The following is a 13,181-nucleotide window of genomic DNA, read 5'->3' as shown; positions in this document are numbered from 1 at the left end:
CTCCAGTCAGGCGGCGCTTCCGGCTGGAATGCGATCGGCCGTGGCCTGCCTCAGCTTGGCCGCCATGGCGTCAACGTTCTCCCAGGGGAGGTTGAGGTCGCTGCGGCCGAAGTGGCCGTAGGCCGCCACGTCCTGATAGAAGCGACCACCGCGCTCCTGGGGAAGGGTGCGCAACCCGAAGACGTCGATGATCGCCCCGGGCCGCAGGTCGAAATGCTCCTGCACCAGGGCGGTGAGTGCCTCATCGCCGAGCAGGCCTGAGCCGAAGCTCTCCACCAGGATGCTCACAGGGCGGGCCACACCGATCGCGTAGCTCAGCTGCACTTCCACGCGGCGGGCAAGCCCTGCCGCCACGAGGCTTTTGGCCACGAAGCGGGCGGCATAGGCCGCGGAGCGGTCCACCTTGGTGGGGTCCTTGCCGGAGAAGGCACCGCCGCCATGGCGGGCAGAGCCGCCATATGTATCCACGATGATCTTGCGGCCGGTGAGTCCGGCATCCCCCTGCGGCCCGCCCACCACGAATTTCCCGGTGGGGTTGACCAGGAAGCGGGTGCTGCTGCGGGACGGGCGGATGTAGAGATCGGCAGTGGCCGGCTCCACCACGTGCGTCCACAGGTCGTCGGCGATCCTCTCGCGCAGGGTGGTTTCATCGCTCACCACCGCGCCATCGGCAAAGGTGATCTCCGCCAGGTGCTGGGTCGAGATCAGCAGGGTGTCGATGGCCACGGGGCGGCCATGCTCGTACACCACACTCACCTGGGTCTTGCCATCGGGAAGCAGGTAAGGAAGCGTCCCCTCGTGGCGCACCATGGCGAGGCGCCTGGAGAGGCGATGCGCCAGGCTGATCGGCAGCGGCATCAGCTCCGGCGTTTCATCGCAGGCGAAGCCGAACATGATTCCCTGGTCGCCGGCACCCACCAGATCAAGCGGGTCGCCATCGTGGTCATCGGCTTCATTGACTCCCTGGGCGATGTCGGGAGATTGCTGATCGAGAGCGATCAGAACGGCGCAGCTGTGGGCGTCGAAGCCGCCGGCCCGCGCTCCGCTGTAGCCGATCCGTTCGATCACCCCTCGCACCAGGCTGGTGAAATCCACCTTCGCGTTGGTGGTGACCTCCCCCGTCACCAGGCAGAGCCCGGTGTTGACAACCGTTTCACAGGCCACACGGCTGGTGGGGTCGGAGCTGAGCAGGGCATCGAGCACCGCGTCGCTGATCTGGTCGCAGATCTTGTCGGGATGCCCTTCGGTGACCGATTCGGACGTGAAGACGTATCGCGCCATGCCGGTGGAAAAGGGATCTAGAGGGGTGAGCCTATTCCCTGAATCCCCAGGGGTTCGTACTCAGGTAGCGGATCCGTTGGTGCCCGGTGCCTCCAGCACAGTGAGCTCCGACCAATGGTGGATGCGGGGGTAGCGGGCGTCGAGCGCCGGTGGTGTGAGCCAGCCGGAGAGATACCCCAAGGCCACGGCAACTCCTGCGGCCTCAGCCATGGATAGGTCGCTGTCGGCGTCGCCGATCAGGGCGCAGGCCGCCGGTTCCACACCGAGCTGCCTGCAGAACCCATGCACGGCGCCCGGGTCGGGCTTGGCGGGCTTGTGATCGGCACTCCAGATGCCACGAATGTGGTGCTGAAGTTGATGGGCCCTCAGAAAGCGCTCGATACCTGTGGCTTGATCGTTGCTGATCACCCCGATCACCACGCCCGCAGTGTCGAGCTCAGCCAGCAGCCGCTCCAGGCCCTGGGTAGGCAAAGCTACAGCAGCGGCCTGATCCTCCCCTGGCGCAGCATCGGTGCAAAAGAACACCTCCTCGCTGTGGCGGAGGGCTTCCGGCCAGCCCAGTCCCACCAGGCAGAACACCGTGGCGGTGGAGATGAGGTTGTGGCTCTGGCTGGCCACCGCAGTGGTTCCGGCAGGGTGGAGACGATCGCCCGTGAGCCCATAAGCCCGCTCCAGCAGTTCACGCAGCTCAAGGCGGCGCTCAGGCGCCACCCGTGCCTCGCAGAGATCGATGCGGGTGCGGGCCAGGCTGGTCAGCAATGGCTCGCTATGGCTGAGGGTTCCGTCCTTGTCGAACAGAACGGCATCCAACTGGCCAATCGGTTCACCGCGCAGGGCCAGGACGGCCATGGATGCACCCGGGGGGAGAGGCGTGGATCAGTCGAGGTCGAGGGTGACGCCCATCGGCTCACTCTCTTCAGCCTGTTCCAGCAACATCTGCTTGTAGCGGGCGGCCATCTCTTCGGCCTTGTCGAACACCTTCTGGGGATCGGTGAGCATGTCACCGGGTTCGGGTTCGAGCGCCTTGGTGGAGAGGGAGATCCGACCACGTTCTGCATCGAGGTCGATGATCATCACCTTCATCTGATCGTTGACATTGAGCACCGTGTGGGGTGTTTCGATGTGCTCGTGGCTGATCTCGGAGATGTGCAGCAGGCCGCTGACGCCGCCGATGTCGATGAAGGCGCCGTAGGGCTTGATGCCACGCACGGTGCCGATCACCACTTCGCCGACCTCGAGGCGGTTCATCTTGCGTTCCACCAGGGCGCGGCGATGGCTGAGCACCAGACGGTTCCGCTCTTCGTCCACCTCCAGGAACTTCAGGGGCAGGAAGTCGGCGACGAGATCTTCCTTCGGCTTGCGGGTGCTGATGTGGCTGCCGGGGATGAAGCCACGCAGGCCTTCCACCCGCACCAGGGCACCGCCACGGTTGGTGGCAAACACTTCGCTGTAGATCGTGGCGTCTTCCTTCTGGAGCTGACGCACGCGCTCCCAGGCCCGCTGGTACTCAATGCGGCGGATGGAGAGGGTGAGCTGGCCGTCTTCGTTCTCCTCGCTGAGGATGAAGAATTCGCGAACCTCACCGGGCTCCAGCACGTCGCTGAGGTTCTCGACGCGGTTGATCGAGACCTCCTGGAGAGGCATGAAGGCAGCCGTCTTGGCGCCGATGTCGATCATGGCGCCCTTTGGCTCCATGGCGAACACAGTGCCGTTCACCACGTCGCCGGGTTTGAAGTTGTAGTCGTACTTGCTGAGAAGAGAGGCGAACTCCTCCAGGGTAAAACCGGCCCCATCGGCGTCGCGGCTTGCAGCCCGGCTCGAGGGGTCGTCAGCGGTGGGAACCTCTTCCGGAATGTCGAGGTCCAGATCAGCGGCGATGGTGTCGATGAGTTCGAGGTCGGCCTCGGCGCTGCTGATGTCGGAAGGGGTCACGGTCATGAAGGAGTGGCGGTCTGCCTGTGGCAGAGCGAAGGTTCGGCCTGGCTGCCCGCCGACAGCGCAAACCCAATCTCCGACTATACGAATCGGCGCGACCGTCAGTTCAAGATGGCCAGTGCCGGGCTGGATCCGTCGTTGCGGCGCTTGGCGGGACGCCGGCTCAGCCCTTCGAGGGCGGAAACGAAATCGCTGATCCCCTGGAACTGGCGATACACCGAGGCGAAGCGCACGTAGGCCACTTCACTCATCTCGCCGAGCTGCTGGAGCACGAGCTCGCCGATCTCGGCACTGCTGACCTCACGACCGCCGCGTTGCTGGAGCTGCAGCTCGATCTCGTCGATCACGGTTTCCAACCGGGCCGGCTCCAGGCCGGTTTTTTCGCAAGCGCGGATCAGTCCGTGCAGCAGCTTCTCGCGGCTGAACAGCTCCCGCTGGCCGTTGCGCTTCACCACGGTGACCGGAACCGTTTCAACCCTCTCGTAGGTGGTGAAGCGGGCTTCGCAGTTGAGGCACTCTCTGCGACGGCGCACACTCCTGCCTCCATCTGCGGATCGGGATTCGAGGACCCGGCTGTCGGTGTGTTGGCAGGAGGGACATTGCATCCCTTTTTTCGCCGCAAGTTGCGCTTATCAATTGTAAGCAGACATTCATTCAATGAAAAGGGTTCTCGCCCTCAGGTTCCCCCCCCTCTCTCCGGCCCGTCGGCATGAAAAAGCCCCCGCCGGGGCGGGGGCAGAGCTGGACAGGGATCACTTGCCGATCTTCGGGGGATCGCGGAAGGCGATGGCGAAGAACAGGGTGGCGATCGCCAGGGTCAGGATCAGGATGTAGGCGAAGCTCTCCATCGAGGTTCTCGTGCGAAGGGACGATCAGCTGAGCGTGCTGCCGGCCGGGGGCACGAAGCCCTCGGGGATCCGACGGGTGGAGCGGTCACCGAGTTTCTGGAAGAGGCCGAATTCGACCTGCTCGCCAAGATCAGGATCGATGCCTGCGAACACATCGCGGTAGAGGGTGCGAGCCCCGTGCCAGATGTGGCCGAAGAAGAAGAGCAGCGCGAAGGTGGCGTGCCCGAAGGTGAACCAGCCGCGCGGGGAGCTGCGGAAGGTGCCATCGGAGTGATAGGTGTCGCGATCGAATTCGAAGGCTTCACCCAGCTGGGCCTTGCGTGCCAGGCGCTTCACGTCTGCAGGGTCGGTGAAGGTCTGACCGTCGAGAGCACCGCCGTAGACGGTGGCGGTGACGCCGGTCTGCTCGAAGGAGTACTTCGCTTCGGCGCGGCGGAAGGGGATGTCAGCCCGCACAATGCCTGCGCTGTCTTCAAGGACCACGGGGAAGTTCTCGAAGAAGTTGGGCAGACGGCGAACCTGGAGATCGCGCCCTTCTTTGTCGGTGAAGCTGATATGACCCAGCCAGCTGGTGGGCAGGCCGTCACCGTTCACCATCGGGCCGACGCGGAACAGACCTCCCTTGGCAGGACTGTTGCCGACGTAGTCAAAGAAGGCAAGCTTCTCAGGGATGGAGGCGTAAGCCTCCTTCTTGCTGGCTCCGGACTCCATGGCCGTGGCCACGCGCCGGTTGATCTCGGTTTTGAAGTAGCCCTGATCCCACTGGTAGCGGGTGGGACCGAACAACTCGACTGGGGTGGCCGCAGAGCCGTACCACATCGTGCCAGCCACGATGAAGGCTGCAAAGAAAACGGCTGCGATCGCGCTGGCGAGCACCGTTTCGATGTTGCCCATCCGCAGAGCCTTGTAAAGACGCTCCGGGGGGCGCGTGGTGATGTGGAAGATGCCGGCGATGATCCCAACGATGCCGGCGGCGATGTGGTGAGCCACGATTCCACCGGGGTTGAAGGGGTTGAATCCTTCGGGCCCCCATGAGGGCTGAACGGGCTCAAGGTGCCCGGTGAGGCCGTAGGCATCGGATACCCACATTCCAGGGCCGAAGACGCCTGTGAGGTGAAAGGCTCCGAAGCCGAAGCAACCGAGGCCGGCCAGCAGGAGGTGGATGCCGAAGATCTTGGGCAGATCCAGGGCGGGCTCGCCTGTGCGAGGGTCCTGCCAGATCTCAAGATCCCAGTAGGTCCAGTGCCAGATGGCGGCAAGGAACAGCAGGCCACTGAAAATGATGTGAGCGGCGGCTACGCCTTCGAAGCTCCAGAAGCCAGGGTCGACACCGGTTTCACCGGTGATGCTCCAGCCTCCCCAGCTGCCTGTGACCCCGAGGCGGGCCATGAAGGGCATCACAAACATGCCCTGGCGCCACATGGGGTTGAGCACCGGGTCGGAGGGATCGAAGATGGCGAGCTCGTAAAGCGCCATGGAGCCGGCCCAGCCGGCAACAAGAGCGGTGTGCATGAGGTGCACGGCCAGAAGGCGGCCCGGGTCGTTGATCACGACCGTGTGCACCCGATACCAGGGCAATCCCATGGGGGTTAGGTCCGGGGAAACAAACGGCTGCAAGGGTGTGACCCGAGCAGCGGACGATCAGATGGATCGTTCCGTGCTGGCGATCGTAAGGGTTTCCTTCCGTTGCGGAGAGGCCACCAAGGGAGCTGAAACGAGCCGTGATACGGGGTCTGGCCCTGTCGCGATTGTGTAGTTACATTTCGCAACCTTAGGAGCACAATGGCGTGGTTTGAGCCGTTCCTCCATGCCCGTGATCCGCTTTGTTCGTGAAGGCCGTGATGTCAGCTGTTATCCCGGCGAAAACCTGCGGGAGGTGGCCCTGCGCGAAGGGGTGGAGATCTATGGCCTGAAGGGGAAATTGGGCAATTGCGGCGGCTGCGGCCAGTGCATCACCTGTTTTGTGGCGGTCGAGGAGCCGGCAACGTCTGCGGCCGCCCTCTCCCCACGCACCGCTGTGGAGGAGCGGAAGCTGCTCAAGCGTCCTGGGAACTGGCGCCTGGCTTGCCAGGCGCTGGTGCAGCGCTCGCTGATCGTGGTGACTCGCCCCCAGGTCGCCTTGCCGGACGGTGACCGGCTGCTTGCGGAGGCCCATCAGCAGCCGCTGCCGGAGGGCCCCACCAGCTGGCCCGTGGTGGAAGCGCCGTTGGACGACGAGGACGAGGGCGCCACGACCGCAACGACGGGTGAAGGGCTTCCTGAAGCGTCTGGCAATGGTGATACGGTCCGCTGAGTCCTCCATGCCTTGATGGAAACCAACGATCTCGGTTTCGTGGCCAGCCTGTTGTTCGTGCTGGTCCCGGCCATTTTCCTGATCATCCTCTACATCCAGACCAACAGCCGCCAGCAAGGCTGAGCCCGCACCTGGCGCTTTTTCACCCCAGAGCAACCTCAGGTTTGCCCTGGGGTTATTTTTGGCAGAGAGAAACCCGTTTTTTCGTCCGCCTGCATCGCTCCCTCCGCTCACAGCTTTCGGGCAAGGTGAGCGCAACGCATGGGCGCAACCCAGTGGTTTGCTCACGCCTTTTGCCGCAGGAAAGGTTTTCCCCAGAGCTGGCCGTTGGTTCTGCTTGCTAGAGATCCAGTCAGGTGGTCGTTCTTCAGGCCGTGAAGCCAGCTGCCTGAAAGCAACTGCACGAACGCAATTGCCTCCATGCAACTGCCTTTACGCCATTACCTGACAACTGCACCACCGGCTCCGGCTGAAGCGGGCCAGAGCTTTCGGATTCAGGCGCGGCGTTCGGGTTCGCGCACCAGCAGCACCGGCGCGGGAGCGTGCACCCGGATGAAGTCGCTTACCGAGGTCCCGAGCAGCCGATCGATGTCCACCAGTGCCTTGGCCACCAGCGGGCGACGATCCTGAGAGGCAATCACCAGCAGATCGGCCTCGATCTCCTTGGCTGCTGCGCACACTTCCCGGCCCACATCGTTGCCATCGCGGTGCACCCCCTTGAGCTCCACGCCAAAGCTGCGCGCGCGCTGCTTGGCCTTCTCCAGCACCTCGTCTGCCGGGGTTTTTCCGCCTCGGCTGGGAGCCAGTTGCTGGCGGCTCACGTGCACACCGGTGAGCGTGCCCCCGGGAATCTCCTTCACCAGCTCACAGGCGATCTTGAGGGCGTCATCGCCCACGCCGGTGCCATCGATGGTCACCATCACCCTGTTGAGATGCCGGACGTAAAGGTCGTCGCGGACCAGCAGCATGGGCCGCGTGGACAGCTGGAAGACGTATTGGCTCGAGCTGTTGCCCAGGATCGACTGCAGCCGTCCAAGGCCGCGCGACCCCATCACGATCAGGTCGGCATCCAGCTCATCGGCCACCTTCAGCACAGTCTGCTTGGCATCCCCCTGACGGATGATCGTGTTCACATCGGTGGGATTGAGGCCCAGGCGTTGAACGGCCTCCGCCATCAACCCGCCGGCACGCTGCCAGTGCTCCTGCACGGTTTCCCCCGACTGCTCGGGCACCACATGGAGCAGGTTGAGCCGTGCCTGCCGGAAGGCCGGGAGGTCGCGCAGCATGCGCACCATTTCCTCCACATGACCTTTGCCGGAATCGGCGATCAGAAGGTTGCGAAACACGGGGGCGTCACGGTTCAAAATCAGCCTATGGCCGCCTCCGGGGCCAGCAGCTCCGCCCTGTCGAGGTCGTAATGGACGATCGTGAACCGACCTGGCCCTGGCGTCTGACCCGGCGCGTGTTGCCTCAGCACACGGATCACGCAGGGGTGATGTGGCACGGGGCCTACCTCCGCTGGTTGGAGGAGGCGTGGGTGGAGGCGCTGGCAGCGGTGGGCTTGCCCTACCGGGTGCTCTCCGACCGGGGCCTTGAGCTGCCGGTGGTTTCGCTCACCATCGACTACCGCCGCCCGCTCCAGCACGGTGACTGCGTGGAGATCGAGAGCATGGTGGGTGAGGCGCAGGGGCTGCGACTGCCCTGGTGCAGCAGGTTCGTGGGCATGGAAGGGCATGTGGCTGCCACCGCGCGGGTGGAGCTTGTGCTGGTGGAATCCAGGCCCCATCCGGCCGGGGGCGTTCCACAGCGGCGGCTGCGACGCCAACCGCCCGCCGATCTGGCGGAGGCGCTGGCAGCCCTGCGGCGGGGCCCTCGGACCGCCATGCCATAGTACAAGCGTACTGATCTTTTGTCGGCGGAATGGGAGAGCTTGTTGCCGTCAGCTTTCCTCGGGGCTCTGGCGCTGTGCCGAGCCCATGGCCCAAGGGCTTCGTTTCTGGCAATCCCACGTCTGAGATGGGGCTGCCATGGCCAGAGCGGCGTCGGCGGTGGTGGTTGCTCTGGGCTGGCTGCCCGGGTCTGGGAATCCGGCGGCTGGAGGGGCTGGAGCAGCGGTTCGGCTCTCTGGAAGAGGCCTGGAAGGTGCCGGCCGCGGATCTTGCCGCTGTGCAGGGGTTGGGTGCAGGGTTGCGGGCCGCTGTGGAGGCCTATCGGCAGCGGCACGGCGCCGATCCGGTCGCCGCCGGCAAGCCGGCGCCGGCGGCGATGTGCCGGGTGCTGCTTCCCGGGGATCCCGCCAACCCGCGGGCGTTCACTGCCCTGGAACGGCCACCCCTGGCGATCTACTGGCAGGGGCAGGGCGCCTTATGGCCGGTGCTGCGCCGCCGCGAGGCAGTGGCTGTGGTGGGCACCCGCAACCCCTCCCTGCACGGTCTGGCGATGGCGGAGGCCGTGGGTGCTGCCCTTGCCGCGGCAGGCTGGCCTGTGGTGAGCGGCCTCGCCGATGGCATCGATGCCGCCGCCCATCGAGGGTGTCTGGCTCAGGATGGCAAGCCAGTGGCGGTGCTCGGCACGCCGCTAAGGCGGGCTTATCCCCGCCATCACGGGCCCCTTCAGCAGTTTGTGGCCGCCCGGGGGCTGCTGATCACCGAGCAACCCCCGGGCGCCTCGGTTCAGCGTGGCCATTTCGCCGCCCGCAACCGCCTGCAGGTGGCCCTAGCAAAGGCGGTGGTAGTGATCGAGTGCCCCTTCAAAAGTGGCGCTCTCCATTCCGCGGCGCTGGCCTGGGAGCAGGGTCTGCCGCTCTGGGTGGTGCCGGCCGATGCGGCCAAGGTGTCTGCCCAGGGCAGCAACCGCTTGCTGCTGCAAGGTGCCACACCGTTGCTGCAGCCTGGGGATCTTGTGCACCAGCTGGGCCCCGGCCCGCTGTTGCAGGCGCAGAGCTCCGCTGAGCGGGCCACAGGTTTGCCATCTTGCCGGGTGGGGGCACTGACGTTTGTGCAGCGGAATCTGCTCGCCGCACTGGGCAGCGGGGCCTCGCTTGAGCACCTTTGCCAGTCTCTTGGAGAGCCACCAGCGCATCTCTCCAGCCTGCTTCTGGATCTGGAGTTGGCGGGGCTGATCAGCGCCGAGCCTGGGCTGTACTGGCGGCCCGCCCACGGCAGCTTTGCTTAGCCTTTCCGCATCGGCCAAACGCAGTCCCATCGCAGTTCCAGCCTCGCCACAGACGTTCTCCCCCGTGGAAACCCCATCCACAGGCTCCGCAGGGCCGATTCGGCTCAGCGGCAAGGAACTCTGGCCTTGGCGCCGCGAACAACTTCGCCTCGGCGGAGTTGCCGCAGATTTCGATTGGCTGCTGGATCTCGCCGGCGGAGTGGATGGCCGCGGCCGCCATCGCCTGCGGCTTGAGCCTGAGCTCAGCGTGGATCTGCGATGCAGCCTCGGCGAGATCGAGCGCCTCTGGCGCCGTCATCTGAGCGAGCACATCCCCCTTCAATACCTGGTGGGGTTATGCCCCTGGCGCGATCTGGAGCTCGTTGTGGGGCCCGGGGCCCTGATTCCCCGCCAGGAAACCGAATGGCTGGTGGAACTGGCCTTGGAGCATGCCGGCGCCCTCGCCCCCGGCTGGCCACGCCGCTGGGCCGATCTTGGCTGCGGTTCCGGTTGCCTGGCAGTGGCGCTGGCGCTGGCTTTCCCAGAGGCTCAGGGATGGGCAGTGGATTGCTCCCCGGAGGCGCTTCACCACACGCACAACAATCTCCAGCGCGCCCGCGTCCAAGGCCGGGTCGCACAGCTGGAAGGGTCCTGGTGGGACCCCCTGCAGGCCGTCTGGGGGCAGCTCGATCTGGTGGTCAGCAATCCCCCCTACATCCCCTCAGCCGAGGTGAGCCAGCTCGATCCCGTGGTGCGCTGGCATGAACCCCATCTCGCCCTCGATGGCGGTGCCGATGGCCTTGATGCAGTTCGCTTGATTGCCGCCGGAGCTCTCCAGGCTCTGGCCCCCGGGGGCTGGCTGCTGCTCGAGCATCACCACGACCAATCCTCCGCCGTGTGCGCTCTGCTCAGCGCGGCCGGTCTGGAAGCGGTTGTTGCCCACAAGGATCTGGAAGGGCACTTCCGCTTTGCCCAGGGCCGGCGTCCGCCCATTCCCCACTGATGGATTCGTTGCCTGCTCCTGGTTCCTCTCTGCCGCTTACCCTCGGGCCAGCGGCTCTGGCTCAGCACCTGGTCGGTGGCGGAGCAGCGGTGTTTCCCACCGACACCCTTCCCGCCCTGGCCACCCAACCACTTGTGGCCGCCCAGATCTGGCGTCTCAAGCAGCGCCCTGAAGGCAAGCCGCTCATCCTCATGGGGGCAGATCCGGAGCCGTTGTTTGCGGCGTTGCACCAACCTCTTCAGCCGTCCTGGCTGGAGATGGCGGCGCGCTGCTGGCCAGGCGCGGTCACCCTCGTGCTGCCGGCGAGCGGCCCGATCGTTGAGGCCCTGCAGCCCAGTGCGCCCAAGCAGGGAATCTCCCTGGGCCTGCGCATTCCAGCCTGTGCCCAGGCTTTGGATCTGCTGCGGCGCACCGGCCCTCTGGCCACCACAAGCGCCAACCGCTCAGGGGAGCCGCCTTGCCGCACCCCTGTCGAGGTGGCTGCGGTGTTCGGCGGGTTGCCGATCCTGGCTCCGCTGCCGTGGCCGTCGATGGAGGGCCAGGCCAGCACGGTGCTTCGCTGGCATCCGGACGATCGCTGGGAAGTGCTGCGGCGTGGGGCTGTGATGCCCATCAACGGCGCGCCATGATTCCGCCATGCTCTGGCTGATCCTGCTGATCGTGTTCCTGCTCACGGGATTCGACGCACTCCTGGAGCCGGTGCTGCGCGCCTTCACGCCGCTCCTCTCCTTGAGCGGCTGGATCTGGCTGCCGCTGATCGCTGGCGGCTGGTTGCTGGCGGGCCGGCGCTCCTGAAAGACGGCGTCGGCTCTGGGGCTTCCCCGTGTGTTGCTTGTCTTGCCTCCTGAGCCGCTGACGTCCTGCAGGGCATAGAGCAAAACAGCATCAAGCGGCAAGGAGCAATGCTGTTGCACAGCACGGGGAAGGCCGGCACGCCGCCGGAACCTGCTGGCGAGAAGGAAACAGCAGTGAGCTTGAGGGCAAAGAGAAGCCGGCTAACGGATTTGAACCGATGGCCTTCGCTTTACAAAAGCGCTGCTCTACCGCTGAGCTAAGCCGGCACGCGTTGAGCTTATCTCTCCCCCAGAGCCCACAGCAGCAGCTGGCTCCGGTTGTTGCAGCCGGTTTTTGCCAGCAAGTGCGACACGTGGCTTTCCACGGTGCGGTGGCTCAAGGTAAGGGCGGCGGCAATGCCTTTGTTGCTTCTCCCATCTTTCAACATATGCAGCACGCGCCTTTCGGCAGGGGTGAGCACGGGTGAAGTCAGTGTGGGTTCGCTGGTGGCAGGCAAGGGATCCATCGCTGAAGTGGGGCTCATGCCAGGGTTCCCACGCAACCGCAGCTTCGCCCTCGTTGCTGGCCCTGGTTCCCACTTCACTCCGGCGTAGCCCATGGCCAGCGGCTGAAGCCGCTGGCTTGCTCAGGCGGAGGCGGCAGCCGTGCCAGGCGGTGGAGGTAACGGTGTGGGGCGGGCCCGCTTGATCGGCAGGTTGGCCACCAGAGCAGTCACGCGGTCTTCGGTTTCCAGGCTCACATCGCCTTCCTCCAGATCGATTTCCACGTAGCGCGACACCACTTCAAGGATTTCACGGCGCATCTGCTCCAGCAGTTCAGGATTCAGATCACTGCGATCGTGAGCCAGCACCAGCTGCAGCCTCTGCTTGGCGGTGGCAGCGCTGGCCGGTTGACGTCCAAGCAGCTTGTCGATGAGTTCGCGGAGCGTCATCGGTGATCAGAAGATCTTGGTTTGCATCAAGCGGCCGATCTTGGCCCTCAGCCCAGGTGCTTTCTTGGTGGGATCCACCAGTGGAACGTCCTCGCCCCGCAGGCGCCTGGCCACGTTCATGTATGCCTGGCCTGCGGGGGAGCGGCTGCCATTGAGGGTGAGCGGTTCGCCGCGGTTGGTCGACACGATCACCTGCTCGTCCTCCAGCACCAGGCCCACCAGCGGCAGGGCGAGGATGTCGGTCACGTCGTCGACGGCCAGCATCTCCTGATTGGCCATCATCTTTGGCCGCACCCGGTTCAGCACCAGCTGCACCGGCTGGATTTCCCGCGTCTGCAGCAGGCCGATCACCCGGTCGGCGTCCCGCACCGCGGACACTTCCGGAGTGGTCACGATCAGGGCCTCGCGGGAGGCGGCCGCTGCATTCTTGAAGCCGTCCTCGATGCCGGCCGGGCAGTCGATCAGTACGAAATCAAAGCGCTCCTCCAGCATGGCCACGATCTTCTTCATGTCGTCGGGCGTGAGCCACTCGAGCATGCGTGGGTTGCCTGCGGGCAGCAGCGATAAATTCGGCTCCTGCTTGTGCTTCACCAGAGCCTGCTCCAGGCGGCAGGTTTCCGCGAGCACTTCCTGCGCCGTGTAGACGATCCGGTTTTCGAGGCCGAGCAGCAGATCCAGATTGCGCAGACCGAAATCGGCATCCAACACGGCGGTTCTGGCGCCTTGCTTGGCCAGGGCGATGCCGAGGTTGGCGGTGAGGGTGGTCTTGCCGACCCCCCCCTTGCCGGAGCAGATGAGGATCGTGCGGCTCGAGGCGGAGGTCACGGCGCTGCCAGGGATGCCTGCAGGTTACGTCCACTTGTGGTCGGCACCCTCCGTACCCGTTGCTGCTGCGGGCGAGACGCTCCTGAGCCCAGTAAAACGGTGCACGTGCTGTCACCT

Annotated in this window: 17 protein-coding genes and 1 tRNA gene; 7 read left to right on the top strand and 11 right to left on the bottom strand. The window is 65.2% G+C overall.

Annotated elements, in window-relative coordinates; all coding sequences use genetic code 11:
• Positions 1-6: 6 nt before the first annotated feature.
• The 6 genes from metK to psbB all read right to left on the bottom strand — a co-directional run bounded on the left by metK (position 7) and on the right by psbB (position 5,648).
• Entirely contained in the window at positions 7-1,281 is a 1,275-nt protein-coding gene (metK, locus tag ACXMDP_RS14925) for a methionine adenosyltransferase (RefSeq protein WP_094514088.1), read from the bottom strand.
• Between the two features lie 60 nt (positions 1,282-1,341).
• A complete protein-coding gene (locus ACXMDP_RS14920) occupies positions 1,342-2,130 on the bottom strand; it encodes an HAD family hydrolase (protein ID WP_259730070.1) in 789 nt (262 codons plus the stop codon).
• A gap of 27 nt (positions 2,131-2,157) precedes the next feature.
• A complete protein-coding gene (locus tag ACXMDP_RS14915; RefSeq protein WP_094514084.1) occupies positions 2,158-3,219 on the bottom strand; it encodes a 30S ribosomal protein S1 in 1,062 nt (353 codons plus the stop codon).
• 98 nt (positions 3,220-3,317) lie between these two features.
• The gene (gene nrdR, locus ACXMDP_RS14910) at positions 3,318-3,821 is read right to left on the bottom strand and encodes a transcriptional regulator NrdR (RefSeq protein WP_094514082.1); all 504 of its coding nucleotides are present in this window, start codon (positions 3,819-3,821) and stop codon (positions 3,318-3,320) included.
• Between the two features lie 147 nt (positions 3,822-3,968).
• A complete protein-coding gene (locus ACXMDP_RS14905; protein ID WP_006042122.1) occupies positions 3,969-4,064 on the bottom strand; it encodes a photosystem II reaction center protein T in 96 nt (31 codons plus the stop codon).
• 24 nt (positions 4,065-4,088) lie between these two features.
• A complete protein-coding gene (psbB, locus tag ACXMDP_RS14900; RefSeq protein WP_259730071.1) occupies positions 4,089-5,648 on the bottom strand; it encodes a photosystem II chlorophyll-binding protein CP47 in 1,560 nt (519 codons plus the stop codon).
• A 223-nt stretch (positions 5,649-5,871) separates the two neighbouring features.
• On the opposite strand from psbB, the gene ACXMDP_RS14895 reads away from it, so the two are divergent.
• Both ACXMDP_RS14895 and psbM read left to right on the top strand, forming a co-directional pair.
• Positions 5,872-6,357, top strand: coding sequence for a 2Fe-2S iron-sulfur cluster-binding protein (locus tag ACXMDP_RS14895; RefSeq protein ID WP_094514078.1), 486 nt, complete (start codon positions 5,872-5,874; stop codon positions 6,355-6,357).
• 15 nt (positions 6,358-6,372) lie between these two features.
• Positions 6,373-6,480: a photosystem II reaction center protein PsbM gene (gene psbM / locus ACXMDP_RS14890; protein WP_094514076.1), complete on the top strand. Its 108-nt coding sequence runs from the start codon at positions 6,373-6,375 to the stop codon at positions 6,478-6,480.
• A gap of 371 nt (positions 6,481-6,851) precedes the next feature.
• On the opposite strand, the gene ACXMDP_RS14885 is transcribed toward psbM, so the two are convergent.
• Positions 6,852-7,703: a universal stress protein gene (locus ACXMDP_RS14885; protein ID WP_259730072.1), complete on the bottom strand. Its 852-nt coding sequence runs from the start codon at positions 7,701-7,703 to the stop codon at positions 6,852-6,854.
• A 116-nt stretch (positions 7,704-7,819) separates the two neighbouring features.
• Between ACXMDP_RS14885 and ACXMDP_RS14880 the strand changes: the two genes are divergently transcribed.
• The 5 genes from ACXMDP_RS14880 (at position 7,820) to ACXMDP_RS14860 (ending at position 11,308) form a co-directional block, all read left to right on the top strand.
• Positions 7,820-8,248 (top strand): acyl-CoA thioesterase, encoded by a 429-nt coding sequence (locus ACXMDP_RS14880; protein WP_311134140.1) that lies wholly within the window; start codon positions 7,820-7,822, stop codon positions 8,246-8,248.
• Between the two features lie 164 nt (positions 8,249-8,412).
• Positions 8,413-9,531, top strand: a complete 1,119-nt coding sequence (locus ACXMDP_RS14875) for a DNA-processing protein DprA (RefSeq protein WP_457766975.1) — start codon at positions 8,413-8,415, stop codon at positions 9,529-9,531.
• Positions 9,532-9,595: 64 nt separating this feature from the next.
• Positions 9,596-10,513: a peptide chain release factor N(5)-glutamine methyltransferase gene (prmC, locus tag ACXMDP_RS14870; RefSeq protein WP_259730075.1), complete on the top strand. Its 918-nt coding sequence runs from the start codon at positions 9,596-9,598 to the stop codon at positions 10,511-10,513.
• Entirely contained in the window at positions 10,513-11,142 is a 630-nt protein-coding gene (locus tag ACXMDP_RS14865; RefSeq protein ID WP_259730076.1) for an L-threonylcarbamoyladenylate synthase, read from the top strand. Before prmC ends, ACXMDP_RS14865 begins: the two co-directional genes overlap by 1 nt.
• A gap of 7 nt (positions 11,143-11,149) precedes the next feature.
• A complete protein-coding gene (locus tag ACXMDP_RS14860; RefSeq protein ID WP_198948317.1) occupies positions 11,150-11,308 on the top strand; it encodes a hypothetical protein in 159 nt (52 codons plus the stop codon).
• A 194-nt stretch (positions 11,309-11,502) separates the two neighbouring features.
• On the opposite strand, the gene ACXMDP_RS14855 is transcribed toward ACXMDP_RS14860, so the two are convergent.
• The 4 genes from ACXMDP_RS14855 to minD all read right to left on the bottom strand — a co-directional run bounded on the left by ACXMDP_RS14855 (position 11,503) and on the right by minD (position 13,064).
• Positions 11,503-11,574 (bottom strand) — tRNA-Thr (locus tag ACXMDP_RS14855).
• 11 nt (positions 11,575-11,585) lie between these two features.
• Positions 11,586-11,813 carry a response regulator transcription factor gene (locus tag ACXMDP_RS14850; RefSeq protein ID WP_259730077.1) on the bottom strand — a complete coding sequence of 76 codons (228 nt, stop codon included), beginning with the start codon at positions 11,811-11,813 and terminating at the stop codon, positions 11,586-11,588.
• A 120-nt stretch (positions 11,814-11,933) separates the two neighbouring features.
• Positions 11,934-12,239 (bottom strand): cell division topological specificity factor MinE, encoded by a 306-nt coding sequence (gene minE, locus ACXMDP_RS14845; protein WP_094514062.1) that lies wholly within the window; start codon positions 12,237-12,239, stop codon positions 11,934-11,936.
• A gap of 6 nt (positions 12,240-12,245) precedes the next feature.
• On the bottom strand, positions 12,246-13,064 hold the full coding sequence (minD, locus tag ACXMDP_RS14840; RefSeq protein WP_094514061.1) for a septum site-determining protein MinD: 819 nt from the start codon (positions 13,062-13,064) through the stop codon (positions 12,246-12,248).
• Positions 13,065-13,181: the final 117 nt, after the last annotated feature.

This window comes from Cyanobium sp. ULC065 (assembly GCF_977927515.1).
The sequence above is the reverse complement of the archived record's forward strand: the minus strand, read 5'-3'. Positions and strand labels throughout refer to the sequence as shown.

Coding starts and splice junctions, on each gene's coding strand:
- metK (WP_094514088.1), bottom strand. CDS start 1,281: ATGGCGCGATACGTCTTCACGTCCGAATCGGTCACCGAAGGGCATCCC.
- ACXMDP_RS14920 (WP_259730070.1), bottom strand. CDS start 2,130: ATGGCCGTCCTGGCCCTGCGCGGTGAACCGATTGGCCAGTTGGATGCC.
- ACXMDP_RS14915 (WP_094514084.1), bottom strand. CDS start 3,219: ATGACCGTGACCCCTTCCGACATCAGCAGCGCCGAGGCCGACCTCGAA.
- nrdR (WP_094514082.1), bottom strand. CDS start 3,821: ATGCAATGTCCCTCCTGCCAACACACCGACAGCCGGGTCCTCGAATCC.
- ACXMDP_RS14905 (WP_006042122.1), bottom strand. CDS start 4,064: ATGGAGAGCTTCGCCTACATCCTGATCCTGACCCTGGCGATCGCCACC.
- psbB (WP_259730071.1), bottom strand. CDS start 5,648: ATGGGATTGCCCTGGTATCGGGTGCACACGGTCGTGATCAACGACCCG.
- ACXMDP_RS14895 (WP_094514078.1), top strand. CDS start 5,872: ATGCCCGTGATCCGCTTTGTTCGTGAAGGCCGTGATGTCAGCTGTTAT.
- psbM (WP_094514076.1), top strand. CDS start 6,373: ATGGAAACCAACGATCTCGGTTTCGTGGCCAGCCTGTTGTTCGTGCTG.
- ACXMDP_RS14865 (WP_259730076.1), top strand. CDS start 10,513: ATGGATTCGTTGCCTGCTCCTGGTTCCTCTCTGCCGCTTACCCTCGGG.
- ACXMDP_RS14860 (WP_198948317.1), top strand. CDS start 11,150: ATGCTCTGGCTGATCCTGCTGATCGTGTTCCTGCTCACGGGATTCGAC.
- ACXMDP_RS14850 (WP_259730077.1), bottom strand. CDS start 11,813: ATGGATCCCTTGCCTGCCACCAGCGAACCCACACTGACTTCACCCGTG.
- minE (WP_094514062.1), bottom strand. CDS start 12,239: ATGACGCTCCGCGAACTCATCGACAAGCTGCTTGGACGTCAACCGGCC.